The following is a 25,776-nucleotide window of genomic DNA, read 5'->3' on the forward strand; positions in this document are numbered from 1 at the left end:
ATCACGCCTTCCACGCGTCGCATGTCACGGCGGAGCCGATCCGCAGGTCACGGCGACGGCTTGTCGATCGGGCCGACGTCCGAATCTTTTCGCTCAGCGTGAGCGGAAGTCGCGCCTCTCGTTGACCTCTCCAAGAACTGTCGCCTACAACTAGTTAGTGCACGATCAAATAGCGCATGGAGGAACAATGAGTCGAGAAAACGTTCTGGTCGACGCCGACTGGGCGGAGAGCCGTCTGGGTTCGGCAGGGGTGGCCTTTGTCGAGGTCGACGAGCACACCGACGCCTACGCCACCGATCACCTGCCCGGTGCCGTGGCACTGGACTGGCGCGACGATCTGCGTGCACCGGTCGGACGAGACTTCATCGATCGTGCGGGATTCGAGGAGTTGCTGTCGCGCAAGGGCATCGACAACGACGACACCGTCATCCTCTACGGTGGCGACAACAACTGGTTCGCGGCCTACGCCTATTGGTACTTCAAGATCTACGGACACCAGGACGTCCGCCTCCTCGACGGCGGCCGCAAGAAGTGGGAACTCGACGGCCGCCCGCTGAGCACCATCGAGGTGGCGTATCCGCGGACCGAGTACCGCGCCTCCGAACGTGACCACACGTTGCGCGCATTCCGCGACGAGGTACAGGCGGCGATCGGCACCAAGACCATCGTCGACGTGCGCTCACCCGCCGAGTTCACCGGCCAGATCCTCGCCCCGGCCTCGTTCCCGCAGGAACAGCCGCAGGTGCCGGGCCACGTCCCCACCGCCAAGAACATCCCGTGGGCGAAGACGGTCGCCGAGGACGGCACCTTCCTCCCCGAGGAGCAGCTGACGGCGCTGTACCAGGATGCCGGCGTGACGCTCGACGACAGCCCCACCATCGTCTACTGCCGCATCGGTGAACGTAGCGCGCACAGCTGGTTCGTGCTGCACGAGATCCTCGGTCAGTCCGACGTCAAGAACTACGACGGCTCCTGGGTCGAGTACGGCTCGCTCGTGGGCGTCCCCGTCGAACTGTGACCAGGACACGCCGCGACGAAGGTCAGTGGGCGGTCGGCGGACAGGTCCCCCTCAACGACGCCGAGCAGATCAAGGCCGACGATGACGGATTGAACGTCCGTGCCCGGATCGAGGAGATCTACTCCGAGCGGGGGTGGGCGAGCATCGAGAAGACCGACCTCCGCAACCGCTTCCGATGGTGGGGTCTCTACACACAGCGCAGACCCGGCATCGACGGCGGCAAGACCGCGACCCTGGACATCGCCGACCTCGAAGACGAGTACTTCATGTTGCGCGTGCGGGTCGACGGCGGCCGTCTGTCCACCGAACAGTTGCGCACCATCGCCGACGTCTCGACCGAGTTCGCGCGCGACACCGCAGACATCAGTGACCGCCAGAACATCCAACTCCACTGGATACGGGTCGAGGACCTACCGGAGATCTGGCGCCGGCTGGAGGGTGTCGGGTTGACGACCGGCGAATCCGCCGGTGACACACCACGAGTCATCCTCGGGTCACCGCTCGCCGGAATCGCCGCCGACGAGGTCCTCGACGGGACACCGGCATTGACCGCACTGCGAGATCTCCTGCTCGCGAATCCCGAGTACTCCAACCTGCCGCGCAAGTTCAAGACCGCGGTGTCGGGACTCCAGGACGTCGCACACGAGATCCAGGACGTCGCCTTCATCGGCGTCGACCACCCCGAGCACGGCCCGGGCTTCGACGTCTGGGTGGGTGGTGGACTATCGACCAACCCGATGCTCGCCGTCCGGCTCGGCGCCTGGGTGCCGAGCGAGGACGTACCAGAGGTGTGGGCCGGGATCGTGTCGGTGTTCCGTGACTACGGATATCGTCGGGTCCGGACCCGTGCCAGACTGAGGTTCCTCGTCGCCGACTGGGGTGCGCAGCGGTTCCGCGACGTACTCGAAACGGAGTACCTCGGCCGCACACTCGCCGACGGTCCGGGTCCGACCCGACTGGCGCGACCCCGCGACCATGTCGGGGTACAGCCACAGAAGAACGGGCTCAACGCCATCGGGGCCGCACCCACCGCCGGCCGGTCGAGCGGTACACAGCTGCGGGCCGTCGCCGATGCCGCCGAGACCGCCGGCTCCCACCGGGTGCGACTGACCCCGATGCAGAAGCTCGTCGTGCTCGACGTCGACGACGATCACGTCGCACAGCTCACCGGCGAGTTCGACCGGATCGGCCTGGCCGTCGAGCCGTCACCGTGGCGTCGCTCGACCATGGCGTGCACCGGGATCGAGTACTGCAAGTACGGCCTCGTCGAGACCAAACACCGCGCAGCACAACTGATCACCGAACTCGAGCAGTCGCTGGCCGGCATCGCCGGCGAGCTCGGGACCCCGATCAGCATCCACCTCAACGGCTGCCCGAACTCGTGCGCCCGCATCCAGGTCGCCGACATCGGGTTGAAGGGGATGCGTGTCGCCGCACCGAACGGCGAGATCGTCGACGGTTTCCAGGTACATCTCGGCGGAAGCCTGGGCTTCGACGCGGGGATGGGACGCAAACTGCGGGGACACAAGGTGCTCTCGTCGGATCTGCACGACTACGTGACCCGCGTGGTCACCCACTACCTCCGGGAACGACTGCCGGACGAGACCTTCGCCACGTGGGTCGGCCGCGCCGACGAACCGAAGCTCCGCTGATCACAACGACTCCCGCACAGCCGCTTTCGCCTTACCGCGAGAGCGGCTGTGCACTGTGCGTTCCGCCACGAGCCGACTCGTTCCGGGCGGCGACAAGCCACCGCTGATCCCCATCGCCCAGGTGCGGGACCGAGCGTCCTCGGGCCGCCTCGACCATCGCGGTCCACCCCTGCATCCACTGAGCAGAAGCCGGGCGCTGCTGCATCTCGTCGGGTTCGGCGCCCACCACTCGCCGCACCATCGTGCGGTCATCGACCGTCGACAACTGTTCACCGGCGCGGATCTGGATGACATCGACGGTGGTCCGCCACCGTCGTCCTCGCACCCCATACCCGGCCGGCTCGGCGTCGGCGGGGTCGTGATCTCGCTGCGCGCGACCCCCGGCATGGCGAACCCCGGCTCTCGGCGGCACACCCCGATCGGAGCACCTTCAGAGCTCTCGGTCACCGTGCTCGCCGCGTCGTCGGCCACCATGCTCGCCACATCGTCGGCCACCGGCCGAAAGAAATTCTTCGATTCGACCCATCCGGATCGTCGATGGCAGCGAATGGCCCTGTGACCCACCACCGTGCCGGGCCCGCCGGGCCCTCCACACAGAAAGTTGATCAACGATGGCGAACAGGACACGAAAGAGCTTGGCGCTGAGCGTTATCGCCGCAGGAGCGGTGATCGGTCTGGCCGCATGCTCCTCGGAGGACACGACCACATCCGCCGAGTCGACCTCGATGGCGTCCGAAATGACGTCGACCTCCTCCATGGCGACGAGCACCATCCCATCGGCGACCGAGCTCGTCGGACCGGGATGCGCCGCGTACGCACAGCAGGTCCCCACCGGCCCCGGCTCGGTGGCGGAGCTGCGTGATCAGCCGGTGGCCACCGCCGCAGGCAACGTCCCGGTACTGACGTCCCTGAGCGCGGCACTGTCCGGGCAGCTCAATCCGAACGTCAACCTGGTGTCGACGCTCAACGGCGGCCAGTTCACCGTCCTGGCACCGGTGGACGAAGCCTTCGCCAAGGTCGACGCCGCCACGATGGAGAAGCTCAAGACCGACTCCGACCTGCTCACCTCGGTCCTGACCTACCACGTGATCCCGGGTCAGATCGCACCCGCCGACATCGCCGGCGACCAGACCACCGTCGAGGGCGCGAAGGTCACCGTCACCGGGTCCGGAGACAGTCTGAAGTTCAACGATGCCGGCCTGGTCTGCGGTGGTATCAAGACCCAGAACGCGACCGTGTACCTGATCGACGGCGTGCTGCTGCCCCCGCAGTGATCACCGCATCCACGAGGCATCGAGAAACGGAGATCCGATGAGGAGAATTGTTCTGGGACTGTTCACCGCAGTCCTCGCCGCGGCCGGTTTCGCGGTGTCCGCCGCTCCCGCTCACGCGGGACCGCTGACACCGGTACCGCAACTCGACGTCGAACGCTACGTCGGGACGTGGTATCAGCTCGCCGCCAATCCGGCGCCCTACAACCTGGATTGTGTGCGCGACACCACCGCGAAGTACACCCTCCTCGGTGAACGGGATGTGCGCGTGGAGAATTCGTGTACGACGATCACCGGCCAGCGGCGGGGGATCGTCGGCAACGCACGCGTCAACGGCGTTGCGTCACTGCACGTCTCCTTCCCCGGAGTGCCCACGCAGGAGTCGCTCGACGGACCCAGCAACTACCTGGTGACCTACCTCGCCGATGATTACTCCTGGGCACTCGTCGGCGATCCCAGCCGTGTGTCCGGCTTCGTCCTGTCCCGGTCTCCGGCGGTCGACAAGGCGGCCTGGCAGAAGATCCGTCGAGTCGTCGAGGCCTCGGGGTACAACTCGTGCCTGATGCTGACGTCGCCGACCACGCAGGGTCTACAGGAGATCAAGCCATTGTGCACCGTGTGAGCGGGCCGAGGGCCTGACCCGTCGAGGTGGCCGGTGACCCGGTGAGGTCACCGGCCACTCGTGCGTTCGGCTCCGACGACCGCGGCCGCGCAGTCACCCCGACCCACGAATGTGGCCCAGTTGGTGACGCAGGCTGTCCTCGAGATCGGGGCGTCGGAAGGCGTGACCGCGCTCGAGCAGTAGACGCGGTTGCACCCGCTGGTCGGCAAAGGCCAACTCCCGCGCGCCCTGTCGGCCCAGGAGCAACTCCGGGATCGGCGACGGCACCGGCAACAACGCCGGTCGGTTGAGTACACGCGCCAGGGTCCGGGTGTACTCGTCGTTCCGAACCGGTTCGGGTGACACCGCGTTCACCGGTCCGGCGAGCTCCGGATCGAGAATCGCCCGGTGGTAGACGTCGACCAGATCCTCGATGTCGATCCAGGACGTCCACTGCCGGCCGTCGCCGAGCCGGCCGCCGATACCCGCGGTGAACAACGGGCGCAGCAATGCAACCGTGCCACCCCGCCCGGACTGCACGATGCCGGTGCGCACCTGCACGACGCGTAGGCCCCCCGCCTGCGCCGGTGACGTCGCCGCCTCCCAGCCGGCGACCACGTCTGCGAGGAATCCCGAACCGCGAGAACTGCTTTCGTCGAGAAGCTCGTCGCAACGGTCGTAGCCGTACAGCCCGATCGCCGACGCCGACACGAACACACCCGGTCCGCCGCTGACCGCGGCGCGCTCGGCCAGCAACCGGGTGGGTGTGATCCGGCTGTCACGGATCGCGGTGCGGTGGCCGCCGGTGAAGCGACCGGCGATCGACGCGCCGGCCAGATGGACGACGGCGTCGACCCCCTGCAGGAGGTGGTCGGCCGGATCCATCGGGTCCCAGTACCGTTCGTCCGGCCCCGACGCGGGTCGCCGCACCAGTCGGACGACCCGATGCCCACCGGTGGTCAGAAAGGCGGTGAGTGCACTGCCGACGAGCCCGGATGCGCCGGTGACGGCGACGGTCACCGGGGTCGCGGCCCAGCTCCGTGCCCGATGATGGGCATCGACGTCGTCGGCGAGTTGCCGGTGCCGGTATCGGAACGTCTGCCGGAGAAATCTCCCAGGGATCGGCGTGTCCACCCGGTCGACGACCCGCGTCCGCCCCGGATCGACCGCCTCGAACACATGGTCATGTCGCCATCGGCCGACCAGACCGACCGGGAGGGAGGCCAGACCATCACGGCCGAGTTCATCGACGAACCGCCACGGAGGGTCGTAGGCCGCGGGTTGGTGGTCGGCGGGCCAGCGCAGACCCCCGGGCAGCCCGAGGATCGCGCGGCCGTCGGCCAACGACGACGCCTCCTCGATCACCTGCATCGGCTGCCACGGCGGCACCAGCCGCCGGATCGCGCCCGGTCTGCCGTGCCAGGCGAACACCTCATCCGGTGGCGCGTCGACGACACTCGAATACTCGATACCCATCGTGCTTCCCTTCACGCGGACCGCCCCAGCGTGGCCGGCGAATCTGCGGTTGCCTATGTCTGAGGCCCCGGGTCGGTCGCCCCAGGACTGCAGGGCGCGGGAACAAGAAATGACCCCGTACTCATCGAGAGTACGGGGCCATTTCTGGCGGTGGCGGAGGGATTTGAACCCTCGGTACGGGGTTACCGCACACAGCATTTCGAGTGCTGCACCTTCGGCCGCTCGGACACGCCACCGCGGAAAACTGTACCGCAGCACCTGCCTGAGCATTAAATCGGCTGGTCAGCGAGGTGAATCGCCGGTATCAGCCCTCGCCGGGCCGATGTCAGCCGCCCAGCTTGCCCTTCAGCTCGTCGAACTTGCCCTTGGCCGCGCCGAGCGCGTCGTGCACCTTGGGGTTGGCGGCGAGCTCGTCGATCTTCTCTTTGGCGGTCCCGATGACCTCGTTGACCTTCTCGTTCTCGGCCAGCTCGGAGAGCTTGCCCTTGGCCGAGTCGATCGCCTCGTTCACCTTGGGGTTGCCGGCGAGCTCGGTGATCTTGTCCTTCGCGGTGCCGATGACCTCGTTGACCTTGTCCGTCGCATCGGACATGGCGTCCTCCTGTGGTCTGGATGATGTGCCGGATTCCCCGGCCCCTCACCAGCCTCCCACCGACGACCGATCAGCGCACCACTCCGGCGACAACCGCTACCGGCGGTCGGTGAAGAAGTCCACCATCAGGGCGCGGCACGGCTCTTCGAGGATGCCGCCGCGCACCTGCGGCCGGTGCGGATGTCGCGGATCGCGCACCACGTCGTACAGCGATCCGACGGCCCCGGTCTTGGGTTCCCAGGCACCGAAGAGCAACAGCTCGACACGCGACAGCGAGATGGCCCCCGCGCACATCGTGCACGGTTCGACGGTCACCGCCAGGGTGCAGCCGGGCAGCCGCCAGCCGTCACCGAAGGCGTGGGCCGCGGCCCGCAGCGCGAGGATCTCGGCGTGGGCGGTCGGGTCTGCGTCGGCCTCGCGCCGGTTGGCCGCCCGCGCCAGTTCCACCCCGTCGGGATCGAAGACCACCGCCCCGATCGGGACGTCGTCACCCCCGGAGAGCGCGGCCGCCTCGAGCGCGGAGGTCATCATCGCCTCCCACACGACCTGCCGGCTCGCGCCGCCGGGCATCAGTGACCGAGGGTGTCGAGGACCCGCCCGAGCTCGTCGGCGAAGCCCAGACGCGCGGCGATCATCCCGATCTGCTCGTCGGCGTAGAGGTCGGTGTCGCCGACGATGACGCCCATCACCGCATCGGGCAATCCCAGGTCCGACAGGATGCCGAGATCCCCCTCCTCCCAGGGGTCGACGTCGTCGAGCTCATCGGGGTCGATGTCGGGGACATCGATGTTGAGGGCCTCGAGGACGTCGGCGGCGACGTCGTAGTCGACTCCGGCGGTGGCGTCGGAGATCAGCATCCGGGCGCCGCCGGGGGCAGGCCGGATCACGATGAAGAACTCGTCGTCGACGTCGAGCAACCCGAACACCGCGCCCGCCGCGCGCAATTCGAGCAACTGCCGTTCGGCTGCGGCGAGGTCGGACAGCGCCGGCTCCTTGAGTGCCGTCACCTTCCACTTCGCGTCCTCGCGGACCACCGCGACCGCGAAACCCTCGACGCCGTCGACGACGTCCTTGCTGTTGGAACCCGAAACCGCGCCGGCACCTGCCATGCGGTCACGGTAGCCGGAATCGGGGGTCCTCCCCAAGTCCCGAATGGTCACATCCGCCGAACTGCCGTGCCCCGGACACCGCGCGTGTGGAAATCTGGAGGGCGTGACTGAGCTCCCCAACCGGCCGGTGTGCATCCTCGGACTCGGACTGATCGGCGGATCGATGATGCGCGCGCTGCACGATGCGGGCCGAGAGGTGTTCGGCCACAATCGTTCTGCGGCCACCGTCGAGGCCGCCACCGCGTCGGGACATGATGCGTCCACCGATCTGGTCGCCACCCTGCGCCGCGCCGCGGACTCCGACGCGGTGATCGTGCTGGCCACCCCGGTCACCACGATCGAGCCGATCCTCGCGGCGATCGCCGAGCACGCACCCGGCGCTCTGGTCACCGACGTGATCAGTGTGAAGCGTCCGGTCGCCGAGATCGTCCACCGCGTGCACCCGCAGGCCCGCTACGTCGGCGGGCATCCGATGGCCGGCACCAACCACTCCGGGTGGGCGGCCACCGACCCGGCACTCTTCACCGGCGCGATGTGGATGGTCACCACCGAGGACACCACCGACGCCGCCGACTGGGAGACCGTCGCCGACATCGCGCTGCTGCTGGGCGCCGCGGTGGTACCGGCGGCCGCCGATGCCCACGACCGGGCGGTCGCGGCCATCTCGCACCTACCGCATCTGACCGCGGCGGCCACCGCGACGGTCGGGGCCGGGGAGAGCGATCTGGCGCTGCGGCTGGCGGCCGGCAGCTTCCGCGACGGCACCCGCGTGGCCGGCACCGCACCGGCATTGCAGCGGGCGATGATCGAGGCCAACGGGGTCGCGGTCCTCAATGTGCTCAGCGAGACCATCGACCGGCTGATCGCCGCCCGCGACGAGCTGCGCGATCACGGGACCACCAGCATCCTCGTCGACGACGGGCATCGCGCCCGGCTGGCCTACGAGTCGATGGCGCAGTCGCCGCGTGCACTGATCGCCGACGTCGAGATCGGCGCGCCCGGATGGCAGGCCGATATGCGCAGGCAGGCCCATCAGGGGCGTGTCTGGCTGGGCCGGGACGACTAGTCGGGACGACCCGGCCGGGAGCCCCTGGCGGGACCGCGCCCGACGCGGACCGCACCGGACGCGGACGGGACCTAGACGCGGGTGGCCAGGCCCGGGTAGTCGATGACGAACCCGTTCTCGTCGACGGTCAGGGCCGAGTTCGCGACCGGGGAATCCACGGTGATGGAGTCGGGGCCGGCGGTGTAGGTCAGCGTCGCCGGTTCGATCCGCGACGACGGCAGGTACACGTACAGCACCGGGACCTCGACGGATCCGGTGCCGCCCACGAGGCGGTGACGGCGGATCGGCAGTGCGTTGAACATCGGCGAGAGCGCCACGTCGACGTCCTCGGCACCGTCGAAGTCACTGCGGATCATCTCGCCACCGGCCCGGACGAGCCACTTGTTCTCCTCGTCGCGGGTGATCCCGATCTGGCTCTCGCCGTCGGCGCGGACGAGGTGGATCGACAGCCGCTTGGTGACACCGGCGTCGTTGGTGACCAGCTCATAGGAGCAGGAGAAGGCTTCTTGATCGCCGTGGGCTGCGGCGATGATGCGTCCGTAGGCCTTGACACGGGCGCCGTTGACGTTGAGCCGAACCTGCTCGAGGCGGTTGACACCCTCGTCGCCGCGCCACGTGAGCAGGGTCTTGAGGTCGCCGGCGGTGGACGTCTGGCCGGCTGTCTGCGGAGAACTCACATGACCACGGTAGCGACCCGGGGCCGCGCCCACACCACGAGCACCGCAAAACGACCACGACGATCAGGCGATGCAGCTGGCGGTTCGCCTCGTCGAATCGGCTGCGACGGTGTCGGTGACCACCTGCTCCTGCCCCACGTTGATCGAGCACTGCGCCGACGATCCCTGCCCGACCACCACCACCAGCCGCAGCGGATTGGTGTCGGCGGTGAAGGTCAGCGTCCACGTGGGCGGCGGGCTGAACTCGGTGTGCACGCCGGTGTCGTCGACGTAGAGGATGGTGCCCGACCCCTCGATGGTCACCGTGTAGGTGACCGACTCGCCGACCGGACCGACTCCCCCGCCGGGAACCGTCGGCCGGGTGGTCCGCGGTCGGCTGGGCGTGGGTGTCCGGTTCGGGGTGAGGGTCGGCAGGGTGTACTCGTCGGTGATCGTGGCCGGCGGCAGGGTGATCTCCTCCGGCCGGTCGCGCAGCGAGTTCACCGCGACCAGCAGCAGTCCCACGACCAGCGCACCCACCACGACGAACACCCCGACGGTGGTCCCGACACCCGGTTCGATGCCGAAGAGGCGGCGGGGCGGCGGGGTCGGTCCGTCACCGCCCGGAGGTCCGGCGGGGCCGCCCGGAGATCCGGGGGCCGGTCCGGACAGGGTTGTCGGAGAACCGGTCGCCGACGCGGCAGGCGAGCCCGGTCCGATCGAGCCCGGGGTCATGAGGCCGGAGGCAGTGGGACCGGACGCCGATCCCGGGATGCCCGTGCCGAGGTCGGCGGGGGTGAAGCGGGGCGCACCGGTCGGCGAGTATCCGAGCGGCGGGTAGCCGCCGGGCAGCAGGGGGACGCGGTAGTCGTCGCGCGGACCCTTCGTGCCCCCGGATCCGCCACCTTCGGATCCACCGGCAGCGGGTCCACCCACTGCGGATGATCCGCCACCGTGTGGCCGCCCGTCGGGCCCTGCCATCGTGCCCTCCATCGAATCCGGTCCCGGACATCGCGTCGTGCCCGGTCGTCTTCTCTACGACCTTACGGGCCGACACCGGGTGCGCCCGCTACAGGCGGCTCTCCAGGCGCGCCGACAGTCCGGCCTCCTGCAGGTCGAGACGCTCGAGCATCGCGCGCACCGCCTCGTCCTCCACGGCCCCGGCGTCGCGCTGGTCGACCAGGGCGTCCCGCTGCGCCGCCAGCACATCCCGGTAGAGCGCCGCGAAGGCGTCGTTGCGGGCGGTGTGCGCCTCGGGGTCGGGCATCTCCTCGGCGTCACGGGACTGCCGGGCGACGGTCTCCTTGATGAAGGCGACGGTGTCCTCGTCGAGTCCGGCGGGCGGGTTGTGCACGAAGTCGTCGATCACCGCGTCGGCGGCGCAGTGCACGATCTCCTCGGCCTTGGCGGTCTGCTCGAAGTCGTAGCGCTCCTCGTCCTCGTTGCGCAGGTGCACCCGGGCGATCAGCCACGGCAGGGTGGGTCCCTGGATGAGGATGGTGCCCACCGCGACGACGAACGCGATGGCCTGGATCGCCGAACGCTCCGGGAACGGTGACCCGTCGGCGATCGTGAGCGGGATACCGGACGCCGCCGCCAGGGTGACCACGCCACGCATCCCTGTCCACGCCACCACCGTCGACTCCTGCCAGGTGAGCGGACGGTTGTCGATGCGTTTGCGCCACTTCTCCCGCAGCGCAGACGGTTTCGCGCCGCTGCGACCGGCGGCGGGCCGACGCGGATTGGACGGCACCTCGACGTCGACGGCGCTGTCGAGGCGCCTGCTGACCACGCCACGCCCGAACATCACGAAGATGCACAGCGGTCGCACCACCAACACCACGACGAGCACCAACAGCGACGCTACGATGATGTGCCACAACGATTCTCGCGCCTCGCGGAGATCCTCGACGATGAACCTGAGTTGCAGACCGATATACGCGAAGACGAACGCCTCGAGCAAGACGTCCACCGAATGCCAGACGTAGCGTTCTTGGAGTCGGGTCTGATAGCCGGCGTGTACCGACCCCGATCCGACGACGAAGCCGGCCACGACCACCGCGAGCACCCCGGATGCATGGATGTGTTCGGCGGCGAGGAAGGCGGCGAACGGCACCACGAAGCCCTGCACGGTCTCCAGTGCCGGGTTCTGCAGATGACGGCGAATCCACAGGGTGAGAAAGCCGACGACGAGCCCGACGATCGGGCCGAGTACGGCGTTGTAGCCGAACAGCAGCAACGGGTTCTCGATGAAGGCATGGGTGCTGGCGATCTGGGAGATGGCGATCGCGAACAGCGACAGCGCCGCGGCGTCGTTGACCAGGCTCTCACCGGTCAGAATGGCCATCAGCCGCTTGGGCAGACCGAGTTTGCGGCCGATCGCGACGGCGGTGACCGCGTCGGGCGGGGCGACGATGGCGCCGAGCAGCAAGGCGAGCGCGAAGGTGAACTCCGGCAGCACCAGCGACGTGATCCAGCCGACGGCGAAGGCGGTGATCACCACCATCGCGACTCCGAGGCCGAGGATCGGTTTGATGTTGCGGATGAAGTTGGGCACCGAGAAGCCCAGCGCCGCCGAGTAGAGCAGCGGCGGCAGCACGACGGTGAGCAGGATCTCCGATTCGAGTTCGACGTGCGGCATACCCGGGATGAACGAGACCGCCAGGGCGACGACGACGATGATCAGCGCGGGCTGCATGCCACGCCGGTCGGCGATCGCGGTGACGATCACGGCGCCGACGAGGACGAGGATCAGCAATTCCATGAGGACAGATTCTGTCAGCCGGTGTCCGTTTCCGTCGGACTCGAATCGACCGACCGAACGATCTCCGACGGCGCGAACCGCCCGGGGGATGTCCGTGCGGCGGACATCCGAGTCCGGGCGGTTCGCCTGGTGAGGGGCGATTTCTGCCCCGGCGTCGAGTGTTCTAGGAAGCACTCACCTCCTGCTTTGCCGCACCGAACCGGAACTTTCCGTCCTCGAACAGCAGTGGGTAGATCAGGCCACCGATGAGTCCGCCGATCAGTGGTGCCACCCAGAAGACCCACAGCTGGCCGGGTGCGCCGTCACCGTTGAAGAAGGCGACCGCGGTGGAGCGGGCAGGGTTGACCGAGGTGTTGGAGATCGGGATGGAGATGAGGTGGATCAGGGTGAGGGTGAGACCGATGGCCAGCGGCCCGAAGCCGCCGGGCGCCCGGCCGTCGGTGGCACCGAGGACCACGATCAGGAAGAACGCGGTGAGCAGGATCTCGGCGATGATCACCGCGGCGAGGGTGTAATGGCCGGGGCTGTGCTCCCCGTAGCCGTTCGCGGCCATGTTGCCGGTGGCGTTCCAGCCGGGTTTGCCCGAGGCGATACCCCAGAGGGCCAGGCCGGCGAGCAGCCCACCGGCGACCTGCGCGATCCAGTAGCCGGGCAGGTCTTTCCACGCGAACCGGCCGCTGATGGCGGCGCCCAGCGTGATGGCCGGGTTGAAGTGGGCACCGGAGATGTGTGCCAGGGCGTAGGCCATGGTGACGACGGTCAGGCCGAAGGCCAGCGCGACGCCGAGGAAACCGACACCCAACTGGATCAGCGTGCCCTTGTCGTCGCCCTGTGCCACCTGCTTCGCCGCGTAGATCGCGGTGCCACAGCCACCGAAGACCAGCCAGAACGTGCCGAACAGTTCGGCGAGGTATTTGTTGATCGGTTCGGGGATCATTCGCGATACCTTCCACAGAACGGGGAATGTGAGGCATGCTGACGTGAGTCACATCAGCAACTCCTGAGACTTGCGTAACGCAATTCAAACATCCGCCGGCGTGAATCGCCTAGGCGGAACCGGTCCCGGTGACCACTCTGAGACCAGACCGTGCCATCCCGTTGGCGCCCATGTCACCGAACCGATGCCAAACGGTCGAATCGCCCATCCGATGAGTCCTGCGCCGCCCACCGGTCTGTCCCCACAGCCGGGTGCCGCAGTCCCGGCGCCCGACGAACCATCCGGGACGAACCATCCGGGAGGACACCATGACCTTCATCTCCACCCCGCGCCCTGACGACCTGCCCGGCCGGCCACCGATCGTCGGCCACAGCACCTGGCAGCGCGCCGTCGACGACCTCCTCGTCCGGGAGAAGGCGCACACCCGCGCAGGTGACCGGCTCGCGGCCGAACGTCGACGGCTGCCGATGGTGGAGTTCGACGGCACCGCGGAGGTTGTCGGCGCGTCCGGCCCGGTGCGGTTCATCGACCTGTTCGGCGGACGCGACGAACTCGCCGTCTACAAGCACATGTGGCACGACGGGGCCCCGCACCAGGGCCAGTGCGAAGGCTGCACCGTGACCGCGTGGCACCTGCAGAACGCCGCCCCCTACCTCGCCGCACGCGGGGTCTCCCCGGCGATCTTCACCGTCGGGGCATGGGGCGAGGTGGAGCCCTACACCGGTTTCATGGACTACCGCATCCCCTGGTTCTCGGTCCGCGGACTCGATGAGCCGATCGGCGGTGACATGGGTTTCTACACCGTCTATCTACGCGACGGCGACCGCACCTTCCTCACCTACCGGACCACCGGCCGTGGCCTGGAACCCCTGGCCGGCGCCTTCGGGGCGCTCGACCGGACACCGTACGGACGCGGCGAGACCTGGGAGGACACCCCCGACGACAGACCCGAGGGGAACCATGCGTGCTGGTACTGGCGGGTCGACGTCGACGGTGAGGCGACCTGGGGCCCCACAGGTCGACCGACACCGCAGTGGACGCGCCCCGACGCCACCCCGGAGACCACGCTCGGACGCGACGGGTCGGATGCGGGGTAGACCGACCACGCTGCGCCACAGCCCACGATCGCCGTCGTGGGCCGAGTGGATGCCCGTGACGTCGGTTCCCGGGCCAACCGCAGCACGATTCGCGAATCCATGAGACAATGGACACGTGGGGTCCAGTCTTTGGCCCTACGCACTGAAGAAAGTAGCAACAACAGCATGGAACAAGGAACCGTCAAGTGGTTCAACGGCGACAAGGGCTTCGGCTTCATCGCCCCCGACGACACCTCGAAGGGTGACGTCTTCGTCCACTACTCCGCCATCGCGAGCAGCGGATACCGCAATCTCGAAGAGTCCCAGCGCGTTCAGTTCGAGATCGAACAGGGCAACCGCGGACCCCAGGCCGTCAACGTGAGTGTCGTCTGACCTCTGGTCGACGTCTGACACCTCAACACCCCGGCAGTGCCGGGGTGTTGTGCATTTCCGGGGTGGGTCAACCACCGTGGCGGCCGCCACCGGTGAGCGCCCGCCCCCGCCTTTTCCCTGTCACCGGCCCCGAGAATCGGCGTGGCCGGCACCATCGCTCCTGTACTGTCGAGACAACAGAAGGCGTATCCGCCCGAGCGGCCCCATTCCGTACATCCACGCACCGACGTGCGTTCTCAACCCTCCGCCTTGACACAACCGGTCTCGGTGTCCCAATGGACGAATTCCATGTACCCAGCCGAAAGCATCGAGGCGCCTTGTCGCACACCGACCAGACCCGTACCCGCAGCAATCGCTATGTGAGCACCTACACCGAGTTGGCCGCAGAGGTCCGCGCCTCGGGGCTCCTCGAACGCAGGCGCACCTACTACCTCGTCCGCATCACTGCCACCACGGTGAGTTTCGTGGCCGCGTGGGCGGCGGTCGTGCTCATCGGGAGCTCCTGGGCACAGATCGGCATCGCCGTCGTGCTCGCCGTGATCAGCACCCAGTTCGGGTTCCTCGGACACGACGGCGCACACCAGCAGATCTTCGCCTCCAAGGTGGCGAACGAATGGACGGCACGCCTCGTCGCCTCCCTGGGCGCCGGGCTGTCACTGCACTGGTGGCGCAACAAGCACAATCGTCACCACAAATCGCCGAATCAGATCGGCGTCGACCCCGATATCGACGGCGGCCCGATCGCATTCGTCCCGGAGGTCGCCGCCACCCGCTCCGGTGCGTATGCATGGTTCACCCGACGGCAGGGGTGGTTCTTCGTCCCCCTGCTGACACTGGAGGCGGCGGCACTCCATTCGGCAAGCATCCAGGGCCTTCTGTCGAGAACTCCTGTCCCGCAACGGATTCTGGAGTTGTCTTTGGTCATCGTTCGGCTCGCCGTGGGATTCGCGGTGCCCTTCCTGGTCATGACCGTCGCCCAGGCAATCGTGTTCATCCTGGTCCAGCTGGCGGTCTTCGGCCTGCTGCTGGGTGGTGCTTTTGCACCCAATCACAAGGGAATGCCGTTGGTTCCCAAAGATATTCGTGTGGACTTCTTGCGCAGGCAAGTCCTGATGTCACGCAATATCCGAGGCGGGCGGGTCACCGACTTCATGATGGGCGGCCTGAACTATCAGATCGAGCATCACCTGTTTCCGAGCATGCCGCGCCCGAACCTGGCCAAGGTCCGCCCACTCGTCCGAGCCCATTGTGCGCGCCATTCGGTGACCTACACCGAGACTTCGCTCCTCGAGTCCTACGCGATCGTCATCCGCTACCTCAATCAGGCCGGTCTCGGCGATCGCGACCCCTTCACCTGCCCGCTCGTCCGGATGTACCGGTGAGCCGACGATCCACCGGGCTCACGGAGGCCTGCGCGCTCATCCCGGTGCCGTCCGAGGTCGTCGGGGCGCACAATCCACCTCACCGAGCGTCCTGACGCCGGCCAGGCCTACTGCTGCGGTCACCCCGAACCGGCCCCTGCGGACCGAGACCGTCGTTCAGAAGGTGCACGCAGAGCTGCCCGTCGCATGCGCCGTTCACGCAACCGGCACCTCCCGTGGACCACAGCAGTGCGGGTTCAAGGTGCCGCGAGCGCAACCGGATCACAGTTGAACCTCCTCGCACAGAAAAAGCCCCAGGCGATCCGACCATCGAAATGGTGTCTCACCTGGGGTTTCTTCGTGCGCCCGTAGGGATTCGAACCCCAAACCTTCTGATCCGTAGTCAGATGCTCTATCCGTTGAGCTACGGGCGCGTAGCTATTCAGTTGTACCGCAGTCGGCCGACCGCGGTTGGCGGAGGCGAGAGGATTTGAACCTCCGGTCCCGTTTTAGCGAGACAACTCATTAGCAGTGAGTCCCATTCGGCCGCTCTGGCACGCCTCCTTAGCGGGGAGTTCGTTGCCGAACTGCCGGATAGAAACTTACACACCGCGCACCAATAGACGCAAATCGGCTGGTCAGGACGATTTTACCGAGCGGTGGTGTCGCGTTCACCCGGCCGCGATCGGCGGCGGTCGCCCGCGGGCCTACAGTTGACGGGTGACCCCGCGCATCCGCCCCGACCTCGATGACCTGCCCGTGTACGTGCCGGGGAAGACCTTCCCCGACGCGGTCAAGCTCGCGAGCAACGAGGTCACCTTCGGGCCGCTGCCCAGCGTGATGGAGGCGATCACCGCCGCCGCGTCGTCGGTCAACCGCTACCCCGACAACGGGATGGTGGAGCTGACCACGGAACTGGCCAAGAACCTCGACGTGAGTCCCGAGGAGATCCAGGTGGGCTGCGGATCGGTGATCCTCTGCCAGAACCTGATCCTGACCACCTGCCGACCCGGCGACGAGGTGCTGTTCGGCTGGCGCTCGTTCGAGACCTACCCCCTGGCGACCCAGCTGATCGGGGCCACCGCGGTACGGGTCCCGCTGACCGCCGACGACGTGCACGACCTGCCCGCGATGGCCCGGGCGATCACCGACCGCACCCGCCTGATCTTCGTGTGCAACCCGAACAACCCCACCGGCACGGTGGCCACCGCAGCGGAACTGCGGGCCTTCCTCGAGCAGGTGCCGGCCGACGTGGTCGTCGCCCTCGACGAGGCGTACTTCGAGTACACCCGCCCCGACGCCGAGCACGCCTACGATTCCCTCGCACTGCATCGCGAGTTCCCGAACCTGGTTGTGCTGCGCACGTTCTCGAAGGCCTATGGGCTGGCGGGGCTGCGCGTCGGCTATGCCGTCGCCGACCCGACCGTGATCACCGCACTCGGCAAGGCACACGTCCCGTTCTCGGTGAACAGCGTCGCGCAGGCCGCCGCGATCGCCTGCCTGCACGCCCGCGAGGAACTTCTCGCACGCACCGACGCCGTTGCGGCCGAACGGGATCGGGTGATCACGCGGCTACGCGCCGCCGGTTACCGGGTACCCGATTCGCAGGCCAACTTCGTCTGGCTCGACCTCGGTTCACGTGCAATGGATTTCGCACGGGCAGGCGTCGAGGCCGGCGTGGTGGTGCGACCCTTCGACGGCGACGGTGTGCGCGTGACGGTGACCGAGGCCGCCGAGAACGACCAGTTCCTCACCTTTGCCGAGACCTGGGCACAGCAGGCGTAGCCCGCCCGCGCGGCACCCGGCGGGACCCCGTCGGGAACCGTTCGGTCCCCGGCGTCGCCGATCGTCGGCAGTGCCGAATCAGTAGTACAGGTGCCGCGAGACCGTCTGCCAGGCGGCGGGTAGGTCCTGCTCCCAGTACCCCCAGGTGTGGGTACCGATCAGACGGAAACCGTCGGTGTAGGGCACGTTGGCCGCACGCATCCGCACCGCGAACTCCAGCGAGCAGCGGTAGGCACCGGCCTCCAGCGCCGACGACGACGCGGTGACCGCCACCGGCGGCCCCTCCTCCGGGTCGATCTTGCGCTGCAGATCCAGCGGACCCACCGCGCCGGAGCCGGCGGAGAGGTAGATGTCCTTACCGCGCAACCGGTCCATGTGCGAACCAGGATCGTGGGCGGTCCATCCGACAGAGCCGAACGGTCCCCACATGTTGGTCGCGTCACCGCCGGAACGGCCGACGGTGGTGCGGACGTAGGCCTCGTTGGCCGGTCCGGTGACCGGCGGACATCCGCTCAGCGATGCCAGTCCCTGGTACAGCTCGGGATGGCGCACGGTGAGCGCGAACGCCGACTGCCCACCCATCGACAGCCCGATCACGGCGTTGCGACCGGAGCCGTTGAAGGTCTTGTCGATCACCGGCGGGAGCTCGGAGGTCAGGAAGGTCTCCCACATCGGCTTGCCGACCTTGGGGTCGGTGCGCTGCCAGTCGGTGTAGAAACTGCTCGCCCCGCCGACCGGCAGGACGACGTTGACGTTCTTGTCGGCGAAGAACCGGCCCGCGTGTCCCTTGGTGATCCAGTCGCTGACCTGCCCCTCGGCACCGGCGCCGTCGAGCATGTAGACCGTCGGGCGAGGGCCGGTGGCACCGACCGGGGTCAGCACCGACACCTTGACCCGCTGACGCATCGCCGGCGAGTACACCCAGATATCGGTCCGCAATGGACTCACGGCCACCCGCTTGGCCACGCGCACGCCCGGTGCGGCGTCGGCGACCGCAGGGTCGAGCGAGCCGGTACCGATCAGCGCCGAGAAACCGACCAATGCCGCGAGCAGCACGGCCATGCGCTTTGACTTCATCCCATCCCCTTCGCGCACGGCGCGCCCCGGGCGCCATGCGACAGTCGTCGACTGCCACACTACTGGCGAGGCCGCCGGACAGACAGTCGGCAGCGCCACTTCACAGGCACCCATCAGGAGCGCGACCGGAGATGACCACACCGACCCCAGATGCGACCCCGTCACAGCGCCCGGACAACTCGACCGGCACCGCAGTCGGCAGCGGCCTGGGAGCAGACGAGTTCGCTTTCACCGCACGGGTTCCCGTGCGGTGGTCGGATATGGATGCATTCGGTCACATCAACCATGCGCGGATGATCACGCTCATGGAGGAGGCCCGCATCCAGTGGCTGCTCTCCGCCGGCGACGAGTATGCACCGCTGATCACCAGCGCGATGATCGTCCACGTCGAGATCCGCTACCAGGCGCAACTCCGCCACGACGATTCGCCACTGCAGATCGGTATGTGGATCAAGCGATTTCGTTCGGTGGATTTCACCATCGGCTACGAGATCCGGGGCTCCGCTGCCACTCCCGCGAGCAAACCCGCCTGCATCGCGAGCACCCAGATGGCCGTCGTCGACGTCGAGGCACACACCCTGCGTCGCCTCTCGCCGATGGAGAAAGACCACCTGCGAACCTGGTCACGCTGACCCCGGGTCAGGACGGCTCGTAGCGTGCGGGCAGTTCACGAGGCACCGACGGTGACAGTCGGGCAATGTTGCCCTGCAACACATCTCGATAGATGCGTAGCTGCTCCTCGCCGGAGCGTACCTGCTCGGTGAGCCGTTTGGCGTTGTCCACCGAGATCTCCCGGTCACCGGAGCGGGCGATCAGTGCGTCGATCCGGTCGTCGATGGTGGCCGCCTTGTCGTACTCGGCCAGGATGCGCAATTCCGTTGCGGCGGACTCCACCACGTGCGCGACCTCGCTCAGCGCCTGCACCCGGTCGATCAGTTCGGTCCACACCGGTCGCAGCGCGCTCTCACGCCGATCGATCTGTTCGGCGAACGCCTGGTCGAACCCGCCACCGGCCTTGGCCCGGTCGAGATCCACCCGCACCGCACGCAGCGCGATCACGTCGGTGGCGATCTCGGCGAGCTCGGCATGCAGGTTCACCTGGGTGCGCTGCACCGCGAAGTGATCCGACCGCCAGGCCGGATTCATCATGATCCGGTCGTAGTAGTGGCCGGCGACGAACAGCAGCGTCTCGTAACCGTCGACGAGATTGGCCGAGCCCGGGGCCGCGGGTGCCGGGGTGTCCCGGGGGGTGGCCGCGGCGATCTGGTCGGCCCATTGCTCGACCTGCCGGCTGCCCGACTTCGCGGCGACCTGACCCACCACACCGGCGATCCGCTCCACGGCCACCGACCCGGCGCGCCGGACCGACCGCATGGTGTTGACGTTGGGGGTCGGGGTGCACAGCAGACCCGCGAAGAGCCGTTCCCGCTCGTCGATCTCGAGGTAGACGTTCTCGCGGCGCTCGCGCCGGATGGCGCGGGTGCTGCCGGCGAACACGCCCTTACCGGTGACGATGGTCTTGCGGGCCTCCTCGCGGCGCCGGACCAGGCCGTTGAGCCGGTTGCGCAGCACCGCGGCCACCACGCCGGGCAGCATCGGCCCGGCCAGCTGTGACTCGAGTTGGGCGATCGAACGTTGCAGGCGGCGCATGTCCCCGAAACCCGTCATCAGGGCCGGGATCGGCAGGCCCATCGAGATCCGGCGGACCAGGATCGCACGCCCGGAGGGGGTCAGATAGCCCGATGCGATCAGCGTGGCCGAGGTGTCGGAGAGTTCGGGCCGCTCCCCCGGCACCGCCGAGTGGTCACACCAGGAACGGATGTCGTTGCTACCCGGGGCCGGAAAACTGCGGGGCCGTCCCCGATCGGCCGCGGCACGTCCCCCACCGGTGCGGCTCCCACCGGGACGCGCCCCGTCGCCCCGCGTCGATCCGTCGTCGGTCATCATCGCCCCTCACTTCCGCGTCGTGCGTCGCGGCGCGGGACATCCGGATGGGTCCGCCGCCTGCGTTCGCAACCGACCCCACCCATGCTACCTGCGGGAAATCTGCGTCCCGGGGGTTCGCGCCCGCCACAGTGGGCGGGTGCCCCGGTGCAGCGCCCATGCCACCGGCACCGAGATGAGCACGGTCACCACGAACGCCGGCACCACATGCCCGGTGAACACCGGATAGCCGAGCAGGGCCATCACGTACTCCAACACGATCACGTGCACCAGGAACAGCTCGTAGGAGGTCTCGCCGAGCCACACCATCGGGCGACTCGCACACAGTCGCGTCCACCACGACGTCTGGTCGTCGGCGGTCAAGGGACCCACCACGCCCACCGCGATCACCAGGTAGAGAACGTGTTTGACCAGGGTGGCCGACGCCGTGGTGGGTGTGATGGTCGGCTCGCCGGCGATCGCGGTCCCCGACAGCACGAAGGCGGCCAAGGCGGTGAGCAGCCAGCCGGTGGTGTTCCACCGGCGCACCAGCGGCGCGCAGGCGGCCAGCAGCATCCCGCCGACGAACCAGCCGAAGAACGACGGCGCCCACAGCCGCGCCGTCGGCGACAGCCCGTCACTGCCGGCCACGACGACGATCCACACCGGACTGACCAGCAGCAGCGCCGAGAGTCCACCGATCAGCAGATCGGGTCGCCAACTCCGGCGGGCCAGCCCGACGACCAGCACCCAGCCGATCGGGGGCAGCACCAGGTAGAAGACCACCTCGGCGGCCAGACTCCACATCTGGGTGAGACCGCCGTGCAGGTGGCCCGGGCCGTACACCTGGGTCAGCGTCAGATTGCGCACGAATCCCCACCAGCCCGTCCCGGTGGCCGAGTCCACACCCCCCGGCGGGGCGAAGCCGTAGAGCAGGTACACCGCGATCACGGTGAGCCAGTAGGCGGGCAGGACGCGCCGGGCGCGATGCCACAGGTAGCGGCCGGTGTCCGGGGCGGGTGTGCCGTCGGCGGCGGCTCGTACCCACGGCACGAACAGCAGGTACCCGGAGAGGACGAAGAAGACGGGGACGCCCACCTCGAACCGGGCGAACAGGCGGCCCGGGTAGTCGTCGGTGTAGTCACCGACCCAGAACGCGGCGTGGGTCGCCACCACCGACAGCGCGGCCACGGTCCGGACGCCGGTGAGCGAGGGTACGCGCGCGGCCATCCCCCGATCCTGCCAAGATGGGGCCCATGTCGGATGCAGCGGGTACCGGCCACCGCGAAGTGGTGCGGGGCCAGATCTGGCGGCACGGAAAACCGGTGGAGGGCTTTCGCCTCGACGAGATCTCCGAGCATCTCGATGCCCCGGACACCCTGATCTGGGCCGATCTCGACTGCCCCGACCACGGCACCCTGACCGCGCTGGCCACCGAACTCGACCTCGACCCGTTCGCGATCCAGGACACCATCGCCGCCGCCGAACGCGTCAAGACCGTCGTGTACGGCCACTACACGTTCATGACCGTCTACGCCGTCATCCCCCGGCCCCCGAAGGATCCCGGCGTGACCGATCCCGGGGCGCGCGATGGCGGCACCGAGAACTCCGACGTCGACCTGACCGCACTCGGCGTCGACCGCCACTCCCCGTTCGCCCGCAGGGCGAAATCGTTCACCCTGCAGCGCATCTCGATCTTCCTGATGAGCAATGCCCTGATCACGGTGCGGCTGGCCCCGGGATTCGACATCCAGGAGGTGGTGGATCGGTGGAACGACGTCGGCGGCGAGCAGTACGGCATCGGCGCGCTGCTGCACGGTGTGCTCGACGTGGTGGTGGACGGACACTTCGATGCCGTCCAGCGCCTCGACGCCGACATCGAGGAACTCGAGGAACTGCTCTTCGACGAGTCCACCGGCAACCGGCCCCTGCAGCGCCGCACCTACGACCTGCGCAAGGACCTGGTGCTGTTGCGCCGCGTGGTGGTGCCGATGCGCGAGGTGATCGCCGCGATCCAGCGTCGGCGATTCGAGAACCACGCCCCGGCCGAACTCGATCCGCATTTCTCCGACCTCTACGACCACGCCCTGCGCGCGGCGGAGTGGACCGAGTCGCTGCGCGACATGATCACCACCGTCTTCGAGACGAATCTGGCGCTCAACGACGCCCGCCTCAACACCGTGATGAAGAAGCTGACCGGATGGGCGGCGATCATCGCGGTGCCCACCGCCATCACCGGGTTCTATGGACAGAACGTCAACTTCCCCCTGTTCGGGACGACCATCGGTTATCTCGTCAGCACGGTGCTGATCGTGGTGGTGGTGGGGCTGCTCTATGTCCAGTTCCGGCGTCGGGATTGGCTCTGACCGGTGCACCCCGCCGACCGACGCACGACGCCGACACCCCGGGAAACGGGGGTGCCGGCGTCGGTCGGGGGTCAGGACCGTGCGACGTCGTCCAGCGAGGTGTATCGCGGTGTCCAGCCCAGCGACCTGGCCTTCGATCCGGAAGCCTGCTGATCGAGCAGGAGCGCCTCGGCGAACAGCTCTCCCAGACGGGCACCACTCTCGTCGGTGGTCTCGGGCGTGAGCGTGGCCTGCGGCGATCGAGCGGCGGCAATCTCCCGCACCGTCGCGTTCAGGCCGGACACGCCCAGTACGTGACCGGCAGGCGAGTCAGCTTGTAGCAGAAGGACATACAGCTTGGCCAGGTCGTCCACGTGCACCAGTGTCCAGTGCTGGTCACCGGTACCCACCAGCGGCACCACCCCGTCGTGACCGGCAGGCAGCAACGTGGCGACAATGCCCTGCCGGTTGCCGAACACCACTCCCGGAGCGGGCAGGGTCACGGCGACGTCCGAGTCGAGGAGGCGCCGCTCCAGCGGCAGTCGCCACGACACGATGTCCGGTGGCGAGAGCACGCCGTCCTCGGTGAGATCCGATCCGTTTCCCCAGATCCACACGCCACTGGTGTGCAGGTACGGCTTGGGCGTTCCGCCGAATGCGCCGATCACCGCATCGGCGACCGCGGTGTCGAATGCGGCGCTCGACGCATCGCCGGGCGACGCCGTGTGGATGGCCGCGTCGACGTCCGACAACTGTTCGGACAACCACCCGACGTCGGTGAGATCACCGATCGCCGCGGTTGCCCCAGCGGCGCCGACCGCCTGTCCCGCGGTGTCGCTGCGCACCGCGGCGACCACCTCATGCCCGGCGGCGACGAGCTCGGTGAGCACCGCACCGCCGATGTATCCCGTACCACCGGTGAGCAGAACCTTCATGGCATGCACTCCTCTCGAATCGACTAGTACGTAGCATCTCGTACTACGACGGTTCCAGTACTACTAGATTTCTCGTACTAAGATCAAGGGGGGTATGTCATACAGTTGCGAGAGGAGGCATCGTGCGAACCCTGGAACATCCCACGACCGACGAGATCACCATGGACGCTGTCCTCGCGGCGCTCGCCGACCCGATGCGTCGGCGGATCGTGCGACAACTGCTCGACGGCGGCGCAACACAGACCTGCAGCCAGTTCGCACTCCCGGTCAGCAAATCGACGCAGACCTACCATTTCAGGGTGCTCCGCGAGGCCGGCATCATCAGCCAGCACTATCAGGGGACGTCGATCATCAACCAGTTACGCCTGGCCGACCTCGACGAGCGGATGCCCGGACTCCTCGACGCCGTGATGACTGCCGGCTAGCGCTGTCCTCCGGACGGCCGGCTGCCGTGACCCGAGCCGGTGCCCGCCAGGAGCGCTGGACGGGAAGTGTCACGAGCCTGCCGACGGAGCACCGGACCACCGCAGCAGGCATCGAGAAGAACCGAAACCTCCTGCGAAAAAACACTTTTCGACGACGTCGAGACGTCCCCCGCCCGGATCACACCGCCGGCGAATTCCACCGGTCGAATGACAGGAACCGATTTCCGTTGCGTCCCTTGGCCGGGCAGAATGCATCCGGGGTGGGGCAGCAGGAAGGTGTGTTCGGTAGTGCGTATCAAGTCATTGCTCGTCGGAGGAATCGCCGCGGCCGCGGTGCTCGCAGGTCCGGCGGTCGCCGGCTCGACCCCCGCCCACGCGGCGCCCGCGGCGAACGCCACCAGCGCGCTGAGCGATCTCGAGTCGCTTCCCGTCAAGGGGCGTGCCCCCAAGACCGGTTACGACCGGGCCCAGTTCGGGCAGGCGTGGTCCGACGACGTGACGGTGACCGGTGGTCACAACGGCTGCGACACCCGCAACGACATCCTGCGGCGTGACCTCACCGCCATCACCATCAAGCCGGGCACGCAGAACTGCGTGGTCGCCTCGGGCACCCTGAACGACCCGTACACCGGCCAGACCATCCACTTCGTCCGCGGCAGCAACACCTCGTCGGCGGTGCAGATCGACCACGTCGTCGCCCTCTCGGATGCGTGGCAGAAGGGTGCGCAGCAGTGGAGCGCCGACAAGCGCCGCAACTTCGCCAACGATCCGGCCAACCTGCTCGCGGTGTCGGGTCCGGCCAATCAGCAGAAGGGTGCCGGTGACGCCGCCACCTGGCTGCCTGCCAACAAGTCCTACCGCTGCACCTATGTGACCAAGCAGGTATCGGTGAAGAAGGCCTACGGTCTGTGGGTCACCCAGGCCGAGAAGGATGCGATCCGCGGAATCCTGTCGTCGTGTGGTGCCGCGGTCACACCGCAGCAGCCGGTGCCCGCGGTCCCGCAGCAGTCCGCTCCGCAGACCACCACCCCGCGCCAGTCCGCGCCCGAGCAGTCCAGCCCGAGCTCGGTGTACTTCAAGAACTGCAGCCAGGCCCGTGCTGCCGGCGCCGCCCCGCTCTACCGCGGCCAGCCCGGATACCGGTCCGCCCTCGACCGCGACGGTGACGGCGTGGCCTGCGAGTAGCCACTGCGGCCGGACACCGAGTCCGGCCCCACATGCCAACAGCGACACCGGATGCGGTGTGCGCGGATCGCCGACCCGATCAGGGGCCGGCGGCCTGTGCACACCGCATCGTTCGTTCGATGCCCGGAT

26 protein-coding genes and 3 tRNA genes are annotated in these 25,776 nt (G+C 68.0%); 14 read left to right on the plus strand and 15 right to left on the minus strand.

All coding sequences use genetic code 11. From position 1 onward, the window contains the following. Nucleotides 1-187: 187 nt before the first annotated feature. The 5 genes from Q9K23_RS10845 to Q9K23_RS10865 are packed head-to-tail and all read left to right on the plus strand — an operon-like array spanning nucleotide 188 to nucleotide 4,563. Nucleotides 188-1,018: a sulfurtransferase gene (locus Q9K23_RS10845; RefSeq protein ID WP_053777027.1), complete on the plus strand. Its 831-nt coding sequence runs from the start codon at nucleotides 188-190 to the stop codon at nucleotides 1,016-1,018. Beyond that, entirely contained in the window at nucleotides 1,015-2,670 is a 1,656-nt protein-coding gene (locus tag Q9K23_RS10850) for a nitrite/sulfite reductase (protein ID WP_020790238.1), read from the plus strand. Before Q9K23_RS10845 ends, Q9K23_RS10850 begins: the two co-directional genes overlap by 4 nt. Nucleotides 2,671-2,725: 55 nt before the next feature. Next, nucleotides 2,726-3,229: a hypothetical protein gene (locus Q9K23_RS10855; protein ID WP_053777026.1), complete on the plus strand. Its 504-nt coding sequence runs from the start codon at nucleotides 2,726-2,728 to the stop codon at nucleotides 3,227-3,229. A gap of 52 nt (nucleotides 3,230-3,281) precedes the next feature. Continuing rightward, nucleotides 3,282-3,944 carry a fasciclin domain-containing protein gene (locus Q9K23_RS10860; protein ID WP_053777025.1) on the plus strand — a complete coding sequence of 221 codons (663 nt, stop codon included), beginning with the start codon at nucleotides 3,282-3,284 and terminating at the stop codon, nucleotides 3,942-3,944. A gap of 37 nt (nucleotides 3,945-3,981) precedes the next feature. After that, nucleotides 3,982-4,563 (plus strand): lipocalin family protein, encoded by a 582-nt coding sequence (locus Q9K23_RS10865; protein ID WP_020790233.1) that lies wholly within the window; start codon nucleotides 3,982-3,984, stop codon nucleotides 4,561-4,563. A 93-nt stretch (nucleotides 4,564-4,656) separates the two neighbouring features. Here Q9K23_RS10865 and Q9K23_RS10870 read toward each other — a convergent pair whose 3' ends face one another. From Q9K23_RS10870 to Q9K23_RS10890, 5 genes are all read right to left on the minus strand, one after another. Beyond that, nucleotides 4,657-6,018 carry a TIGR01777 family oxidoreductase gene (locus Q9K23_RS10870; RefSeq protein ID WP_053777024.1) on the minus strand — a complete coding sequence of 454 codons (1,362 nt, stop codon included), beginning with the start codon at nucleotides 6,016-6,018 and terminating at the stop codon, nucleotides 4,657-4,659. 145 nt (nucleotides 6,019-6,163) lie between these two features. Next, nucleotides 6,164-6,254, minus strand: a tRNA-Ser gene (locus Q9K23_RS10875). Between the two features lie 89 nt (nucleotides 6,255-6,343). Continuing rightward, entirely contained in the window at nucleotides 6,344-6,610 is a 267-nt protein-coding gene (locus tag Q9K23_RS10880; protein WP_020790234.1) for a hypothetical protein, read from the minus strand. Nucleotides 6,611-6,706: 96 nt separating this feature from the next. Further along, nucleotides 6,707-7,141 (minus strand): nucleoside deaminase, encoded by a 435-nt coding sequence (locus Q9K23_RS10885; RefSeq protein ID WP_053777055.1) that lies wholly within the window; start codon nucleotides 7,139-7,141, stop codon nucleotides 6,707-6,709. Nucleotides 7,142-7,179: 38 nt separating this feature from the next. Next, nucleotides 7,180-7,719, minus strand: a complete 540-nt coding sequence (locus Q9K23_RS10890) for a tRNA adenosine deaminase-associated protein (protein ID WP_020793121.1) — start codon at nucleotides 7,717-7,719, stop codon at nucleotides 7,180-7,182. Between the two features lie 163 nt (nucleotides 7,720-7,882). Here Q9K23_RS10890 and Q9K23_RS10895 point away from each other — a divergent pair, with 163 nt between their 5' ends. Then, nucleotides 7,883-8,785 carry a prephenate dehydrogenase gene (locus tag Q9K23_RS10895; RefSeq protein WP_261977859.1) on the plus strand — a complete coding sequence of 301 codons (903 nt, stop codon included), beginning with the start codon at nucleotides 7,883-7,885 and terminating at the stop codon, nucleotides 8,783-8,785. A gap of 71 nt (nucleotides 8,786-8,856) precedes the next feature. Here the strand turns inward: Q9K23_RS10895 and Q9K23_RS10900 are convergent, their stop codons facing one another. From Q9K23_RS10900 to aqpZ, 4 genes are all read right to left on the minus strand, one after another. Beyond that, nucleotides 8,857-9,462, minus strand: a complete 606-nt coding sequence (locus tag Q9K23_RS10900; RefSeq protein ID WP_020792791.1) for a putative glycolipid-binding domain-containing protein — start codon at nucleotides 9,460-9,462, stop codon at nucleotides 8,857-8,859. Between the two features lie 63 nt (nucleotides 9,463-9,525). Beyond that, a complete protein-coding gene (locus tag Q9K23_RS10905; RefSeq protein ID WP_152972707.1) occupies nucleotides 9,526-10,422 on the minus strand; it encodes a hypothetical protein in 897 nt (298 codons plus the stop codon). Nucleotides 10,423-10,510: 88 nt separating this feature from the next. Beyond that, a complete protein-coding gene (locus tag Q9K23_RS10910; RefSeq protein ID WP_053777022.1) occupies nucleotides 10,511-12,205 on the minus strand; it encodes a sodium:proton antiporter in 1,695 nt (564 codons plus the stop codon). Nucleotides 12,206-12,368: 163 nt separating this feature from the next. Next, complete coding sequence (gene aqpZ / locus Q9K23_RS10915) at nucleotides 12,369-13,142, minus strand: aquaporin Z (RefSeq protein ID WP_020789700.1); 774 nt, start codon at nucleotides 13,140-13,142, stop codon at nucleotides 12,369-12,371. Between the two features lie 308 nt (nucleotides 13,143-13,450). Here aqpZ and Q9K23_RS10920 point away from each other — a divergent pair, with 308 nt between their 5' ends. The 3 genes from Q9K23_RS10920 (at nucleotide 13,451) to Q9K23_RS10930 (ending at nucleotide 15,993) form a co-directional block, all read left to right on the plus strand. Continuing rightward, nucleotides 13,451-14,239, plus strand: a complete 789-nt coding sequence (locus tag Q9K23_RS10920; RefSeq protein WP_053777021.1) for a DUF899 family protein — start codon at nucleotides 13,451-13,453, stop codon at nucleotides 14,237-14,239. A gap of 165 nt (nucleotides 14,240-14,404) precedes the next feature. Further along, nucleotides 14,405-14,611, plus strand: a complete 207-nt coding sequence (locus Q9K23_RS10925) for a cold-shock protein (protein WP_020789698.1) — start codon at nucleotides 14,405-14,407, stop codon at nucleotides 14,609-14,611. 317 nt (nucleotides 14,612-14,928) lie between these two features. Next, entirely contained in the window at nucleotides 14,929-15,993 is a 1,065-nt protein-coding gene (locus Q9K23_RS10930; RefSeq protein WP_053777053.1) for an acyl-CoA desaturase, read from the plus strand. A 340-nt stretch (nucleotides 15,994-16,333) separates the two neighbouring features. On the opposite strand, the gene Q9K23_RS10935 is transcribed toward Q9K23_RS10930, so the two are convergent. Both Q9K23_RS10935 and Q9K23_RS10940 read right to left on the minus strand, forming a co-directional pair. Further along, nucleotides 16,334-16,406 (minus strand) — tRNA-Arg (locus tag Q9K23_RS10935). 38 nt (nucleotides 16,407-16,444) lie between these two features. Continuing rightward, nucleotides 16,445-16,536: transfer RNA gene (locus Q9K23_RS10940), tRNA-Ser, on the minus strand. A gap of 156 nt (nucleotides 16,537-16,692) precedes the next feature. On the opposite strand from Q9K23_RS10940, the gene hisC reads away from it, so the two are divergent. Next, nucleotides 16,693-17,757, plus strand: coding sequence for a histidinol-phosphate transaminase (gene hisC, locus Q9K23_RS10945; RefSeq protein WP_020789696.1), 1,065 nt, complete (start codon nucleotides 16,693-16,695; stop codon nucleotides 17,755-17,757). Nucleotides 17,758-17,835: 78 nt separating this feature from the next. Here hisC and Q9K23_RS10950 read toward each other — a convergent pair whose 3' ends face one another. Further along, nucleotides 17,836-18,834, minus strand: a complete 999-nt coding sequence (locus tag Q9K23_RS10950; protein WP_053777052.1) for an alpha/beta hydrolase family protein — start codon at nucleotides 18,832-18,834, stop codon at nucleotides 17,836-17,838. 131 nt (nucleotides 18,835-18,965) lie between these two features. Here Q9K23_RS10950 and Q9K23_RS10955 point away from each other — a divergent pair, with 131 nt between their 5' ends. Further along, nucleotides 18,966-19,466 carry a thioesterase family protein gene (locus Q9K23_RS10955; protein WP_053777020.1) on the plus strand — a complete coding sequence of 167 codons (501 nt, stop codon included), beginning with the start codon at nucleotides 18,966-18,968 and terminating at the stop codon, nucleotides 19,464-19,466. Nucleotides 19,467-19,473: 7 nt separating this feature from the next. On the opposite strand, the gene Q9K23_RS10960 is transcribed toward Q9K23_RS10955, so the two are convergent. Both Q9K23_RS10960 and Q9K23_RS10965 read right to left on the minus strand, forming a co-directional pair. Next, nucleotides 19,474-20,778 carry a hypothetical protein gene (locus Q9K23_RS10960; RefSeq protein ID WP_082365842.1) on the minus strand — a complete coding sequence of 435 codons (1,305 nt, stop codon included), beginning with the start codon at nucleotides 20,776-20,778 and terminating at the stop codon, nucleotides 19,474-19,476. Between the two features lie 87 nt (nucleotides 20,779-20,865). After that, entirely contained in the window at nucleotides 20,866-21,987 is a 1,122-nt protein-coding gene (locus Q9K23_RS10965) for an acyltransferase (RefSeq protein WP_053777019.1), read from the minus strand. A 26-nt stretch (nucleotides 21,988-22,013) separates the two neighbouring features. On the opposite strand from Q9K23_RS10965, the gene Q9K23_RS10970 reads away from it, so the two are divergent. Then, on the plus strand, nucleotides 22,014-23,123 hold the full coding sequence (locus Q9K23_RS10970; protein ID WP_020792449.1) for a magnesium transporter CorA family protein: 1,110 nt from the start codon (nucleotides 22,014-22,016) through the stop codon (nucleotides 23,121-23,123). A 71-nt stretch (nucleotides 23,124-23,194) separates the two neighbouring features. Here the strand turns inward: Q9K23_RS10970 and Q9K23_RS10975 are convergent, their stop codons facing one another. Then, the gene (locus Q9K23_RS10975) at nucleotides 23,195-24,037 is read right to left on the minus strand and encodes an NAD-dependent epimerase/dehydratase family protein (RefSeq protein ID WP_053777018.1); all 843 of its coding nucleotides are present in this window, start codon (nucleotides 24,035-24,037) and stop codon (nucleotides 23,195-23,197) included. A 119-nt stretch (nucleotides 24,038-24,156) separates the two neighbouring features. Here Q9K23_RS10975 and Q9K23_RS10980 point away from each other — a divergent pair, with 119 nt between their 5' ends. Beyond that, complete coding sequence (locus Q9K23_RS10980) at nucleotides 24,157-24,462, plus strand: helix-turn-helix transcriptional regulator (protein WP_222838370.1); 306 nt, start codon at nucleotides 24,157-24,159, stop codon at nucleotides 24,460-24,462. 288 nt (nucleotides 24,463-24,750) lie between these two features. Further along, the gene (locus Q9K23_RS10985) at nucleotides 24,751-25,647 is read left to right on the plus strand and encodes a DUF1524 domain-containing protein (RefSeq protein ID WP_305950504.1); all 897 of its coding nucleotides are present in this window, start codon (nucleotides 24,751-24,753) and stop codon (nucleotides 25,645-25,647) included. The last annotated feature ends 129 nt before the right edge of the window (nucleotides 25,648-25,776 follow it).

The sequence above is a fragment of the Gordonia sp. NB41Y genome, from assembly GCF_030718915.1.
In the GTDB taxonomy this organism is placed as follows: Bacteria; Actinomycetota; Actinomycetes; order Mycobacteriales; family Mycobacteriaceae; genus Gordonia; species Gordonia desulfuricans.

What these genes read in the sequence shown, in the direction of transcription:
- Q9K23_RS10960 (WP_082365842.1), bottom strand. Translation starts at nt 20,778, where the DNA reads ATGACCGACGACGGATCGACGCGGGGCGACGGGGCGCGTCCCGGTGGG.
- Q9K23_RS10925 (WP_020789698.1), top strand. Translation starts at nt 14,405, where the DNA reads ATGGAACAAGGAACCGTCAAGTGGTTCAACGGCGACAAGGGCTTCGGC.
- aqpZ (WP_020789700.1), bottom strand. Translation starts at nt 13,142, where the DNA reads ATGATCCCCGAACCGATCAACAAATACCTCGCCGAACTGTTCGGCACG.
- Q9K23_RS10970 (WP_020792449.1), top strand. Translation starts at nt 22,014, where the DNA reads ATGTCGGATGCAGCGGGTACCGGCCACCGCGAAGTGGTGCGGGGCCAG.
- Q9K23_RS10885 (WP_053777055.1), bottom strand. Translation starts at nt 7,141, where the DNA reads ATGATGACCTCCGCGCTCGAGGCGGCCGCGCTCTCCGGGGGTGACGAC.
- Q9K23_RS10890 (WP_020793121.1), bottom strand. Translation starts at nt 7,719, where the DNA reads ATGGCAGGTGCCGGCGCGGTTTCGGGTTCCAACAGCAAGGACGTCGTC.
- Q9K23_RS10845 (WP_053777027.1), top strand. Translation starts at nt 188, where the DNA reads ATGAGTCGAGAAAACGTTCTGGTCGACGCCGACTGGGCGGAGAGCCGT.
- Q9K23_RS10870 (WP_053777024.1), bottom strand. Translation starts at nt 6,018, where the DNA reads ATGGGTATCGAGTATTCGAGTGTCGTCGACGCGCCACCGGATGAGGTG.
- Q9K23_RS10880 (WP_020790234.1), bottom strand. Translation starts at nt 6,610, where the DNA reads ATGTCCGATGCGACGGACAAGGTCAACGAGGTCATCGGCACCGCGAAG.
- Q9K23_RS10920 (WP_053777021.1), top strand. Translation starts at nt 13,451, where the DNA reads ATGACCTTCATCTCCACCCCGCGCCCTGACGACCTGCCCGGCCGGCCA.
- Q9K23_RS10965 (WP_053777019.1), bottom strand. Translation starts at nt 21,987, where the DNA reads ATGGCCGCGCGCGTACCCTCGCTCACCGGCGTCCGGACCGTGGCCGCG.
- Q9K23_RS10910 (WP_053777022.1), bottom strand. Translation starts at nt 12,205, where the DNA reads ATGGAATTGCTGATCCTCGTCCTCGTCGGCGCCGTGATCGTCACCGCG.
- Q9K23_RS10975 (WP_053777018.1), bottom strand. Translation starts at nt 24,037, where the DNA reads ATGAAGGTTCTGCTCACCGGTGGTACGGGATACATCGGCGGTGCGGTG.
- Q9K23_RS10905 (WP_152972707.1), bottom strand. Translation starts at nt 10,422, where the DNA reads ATGGCAGGGCCCGACGGGCGGCCACACGGTGGCGGATCATCCGCAGTG.
- Q9K23_RS10860 (WP_053777025.1), top strand. Translation starts at nt 3,282, where the DNA reads ATGGCGAACAGGACACGAAAGAGCTTGGCGCTGAGCGTTATCGCCGCA.
- Q9K23_RS10895 (WP_261977859.1), top strand. Translation starts at nt 7,883, where the DNA reads ATGATGCGCGCGCTGCACGATGCGGGCCGAGAGGTGTTCGGCCACAAT.
- Q9K23_RS10950 (WP_053777052.1), bottom strand. Translation starts at nt 18,834, where the DNA reads ATGAAGTCAAAGCGCATGGCCGTGCTGCTCGCGGCATTGGTCGGTTTC.
- Q9K23_RS10865 (WP_020790233.1), top strand. Translation starts at nt 3,982, where the DNA reads ATGAGGAGAATTGTTCTGGGACTGTTCACCGCAGTCCTCGCCGCGGCC.
- Q9K23_RS10955 (WP_053777020.1), top strand. Translation starts at nt 18,966, where the DNA reads ATGACCACACCGACCCCAGATGCGACCCCGTCACAGCGCCCGGACAAC.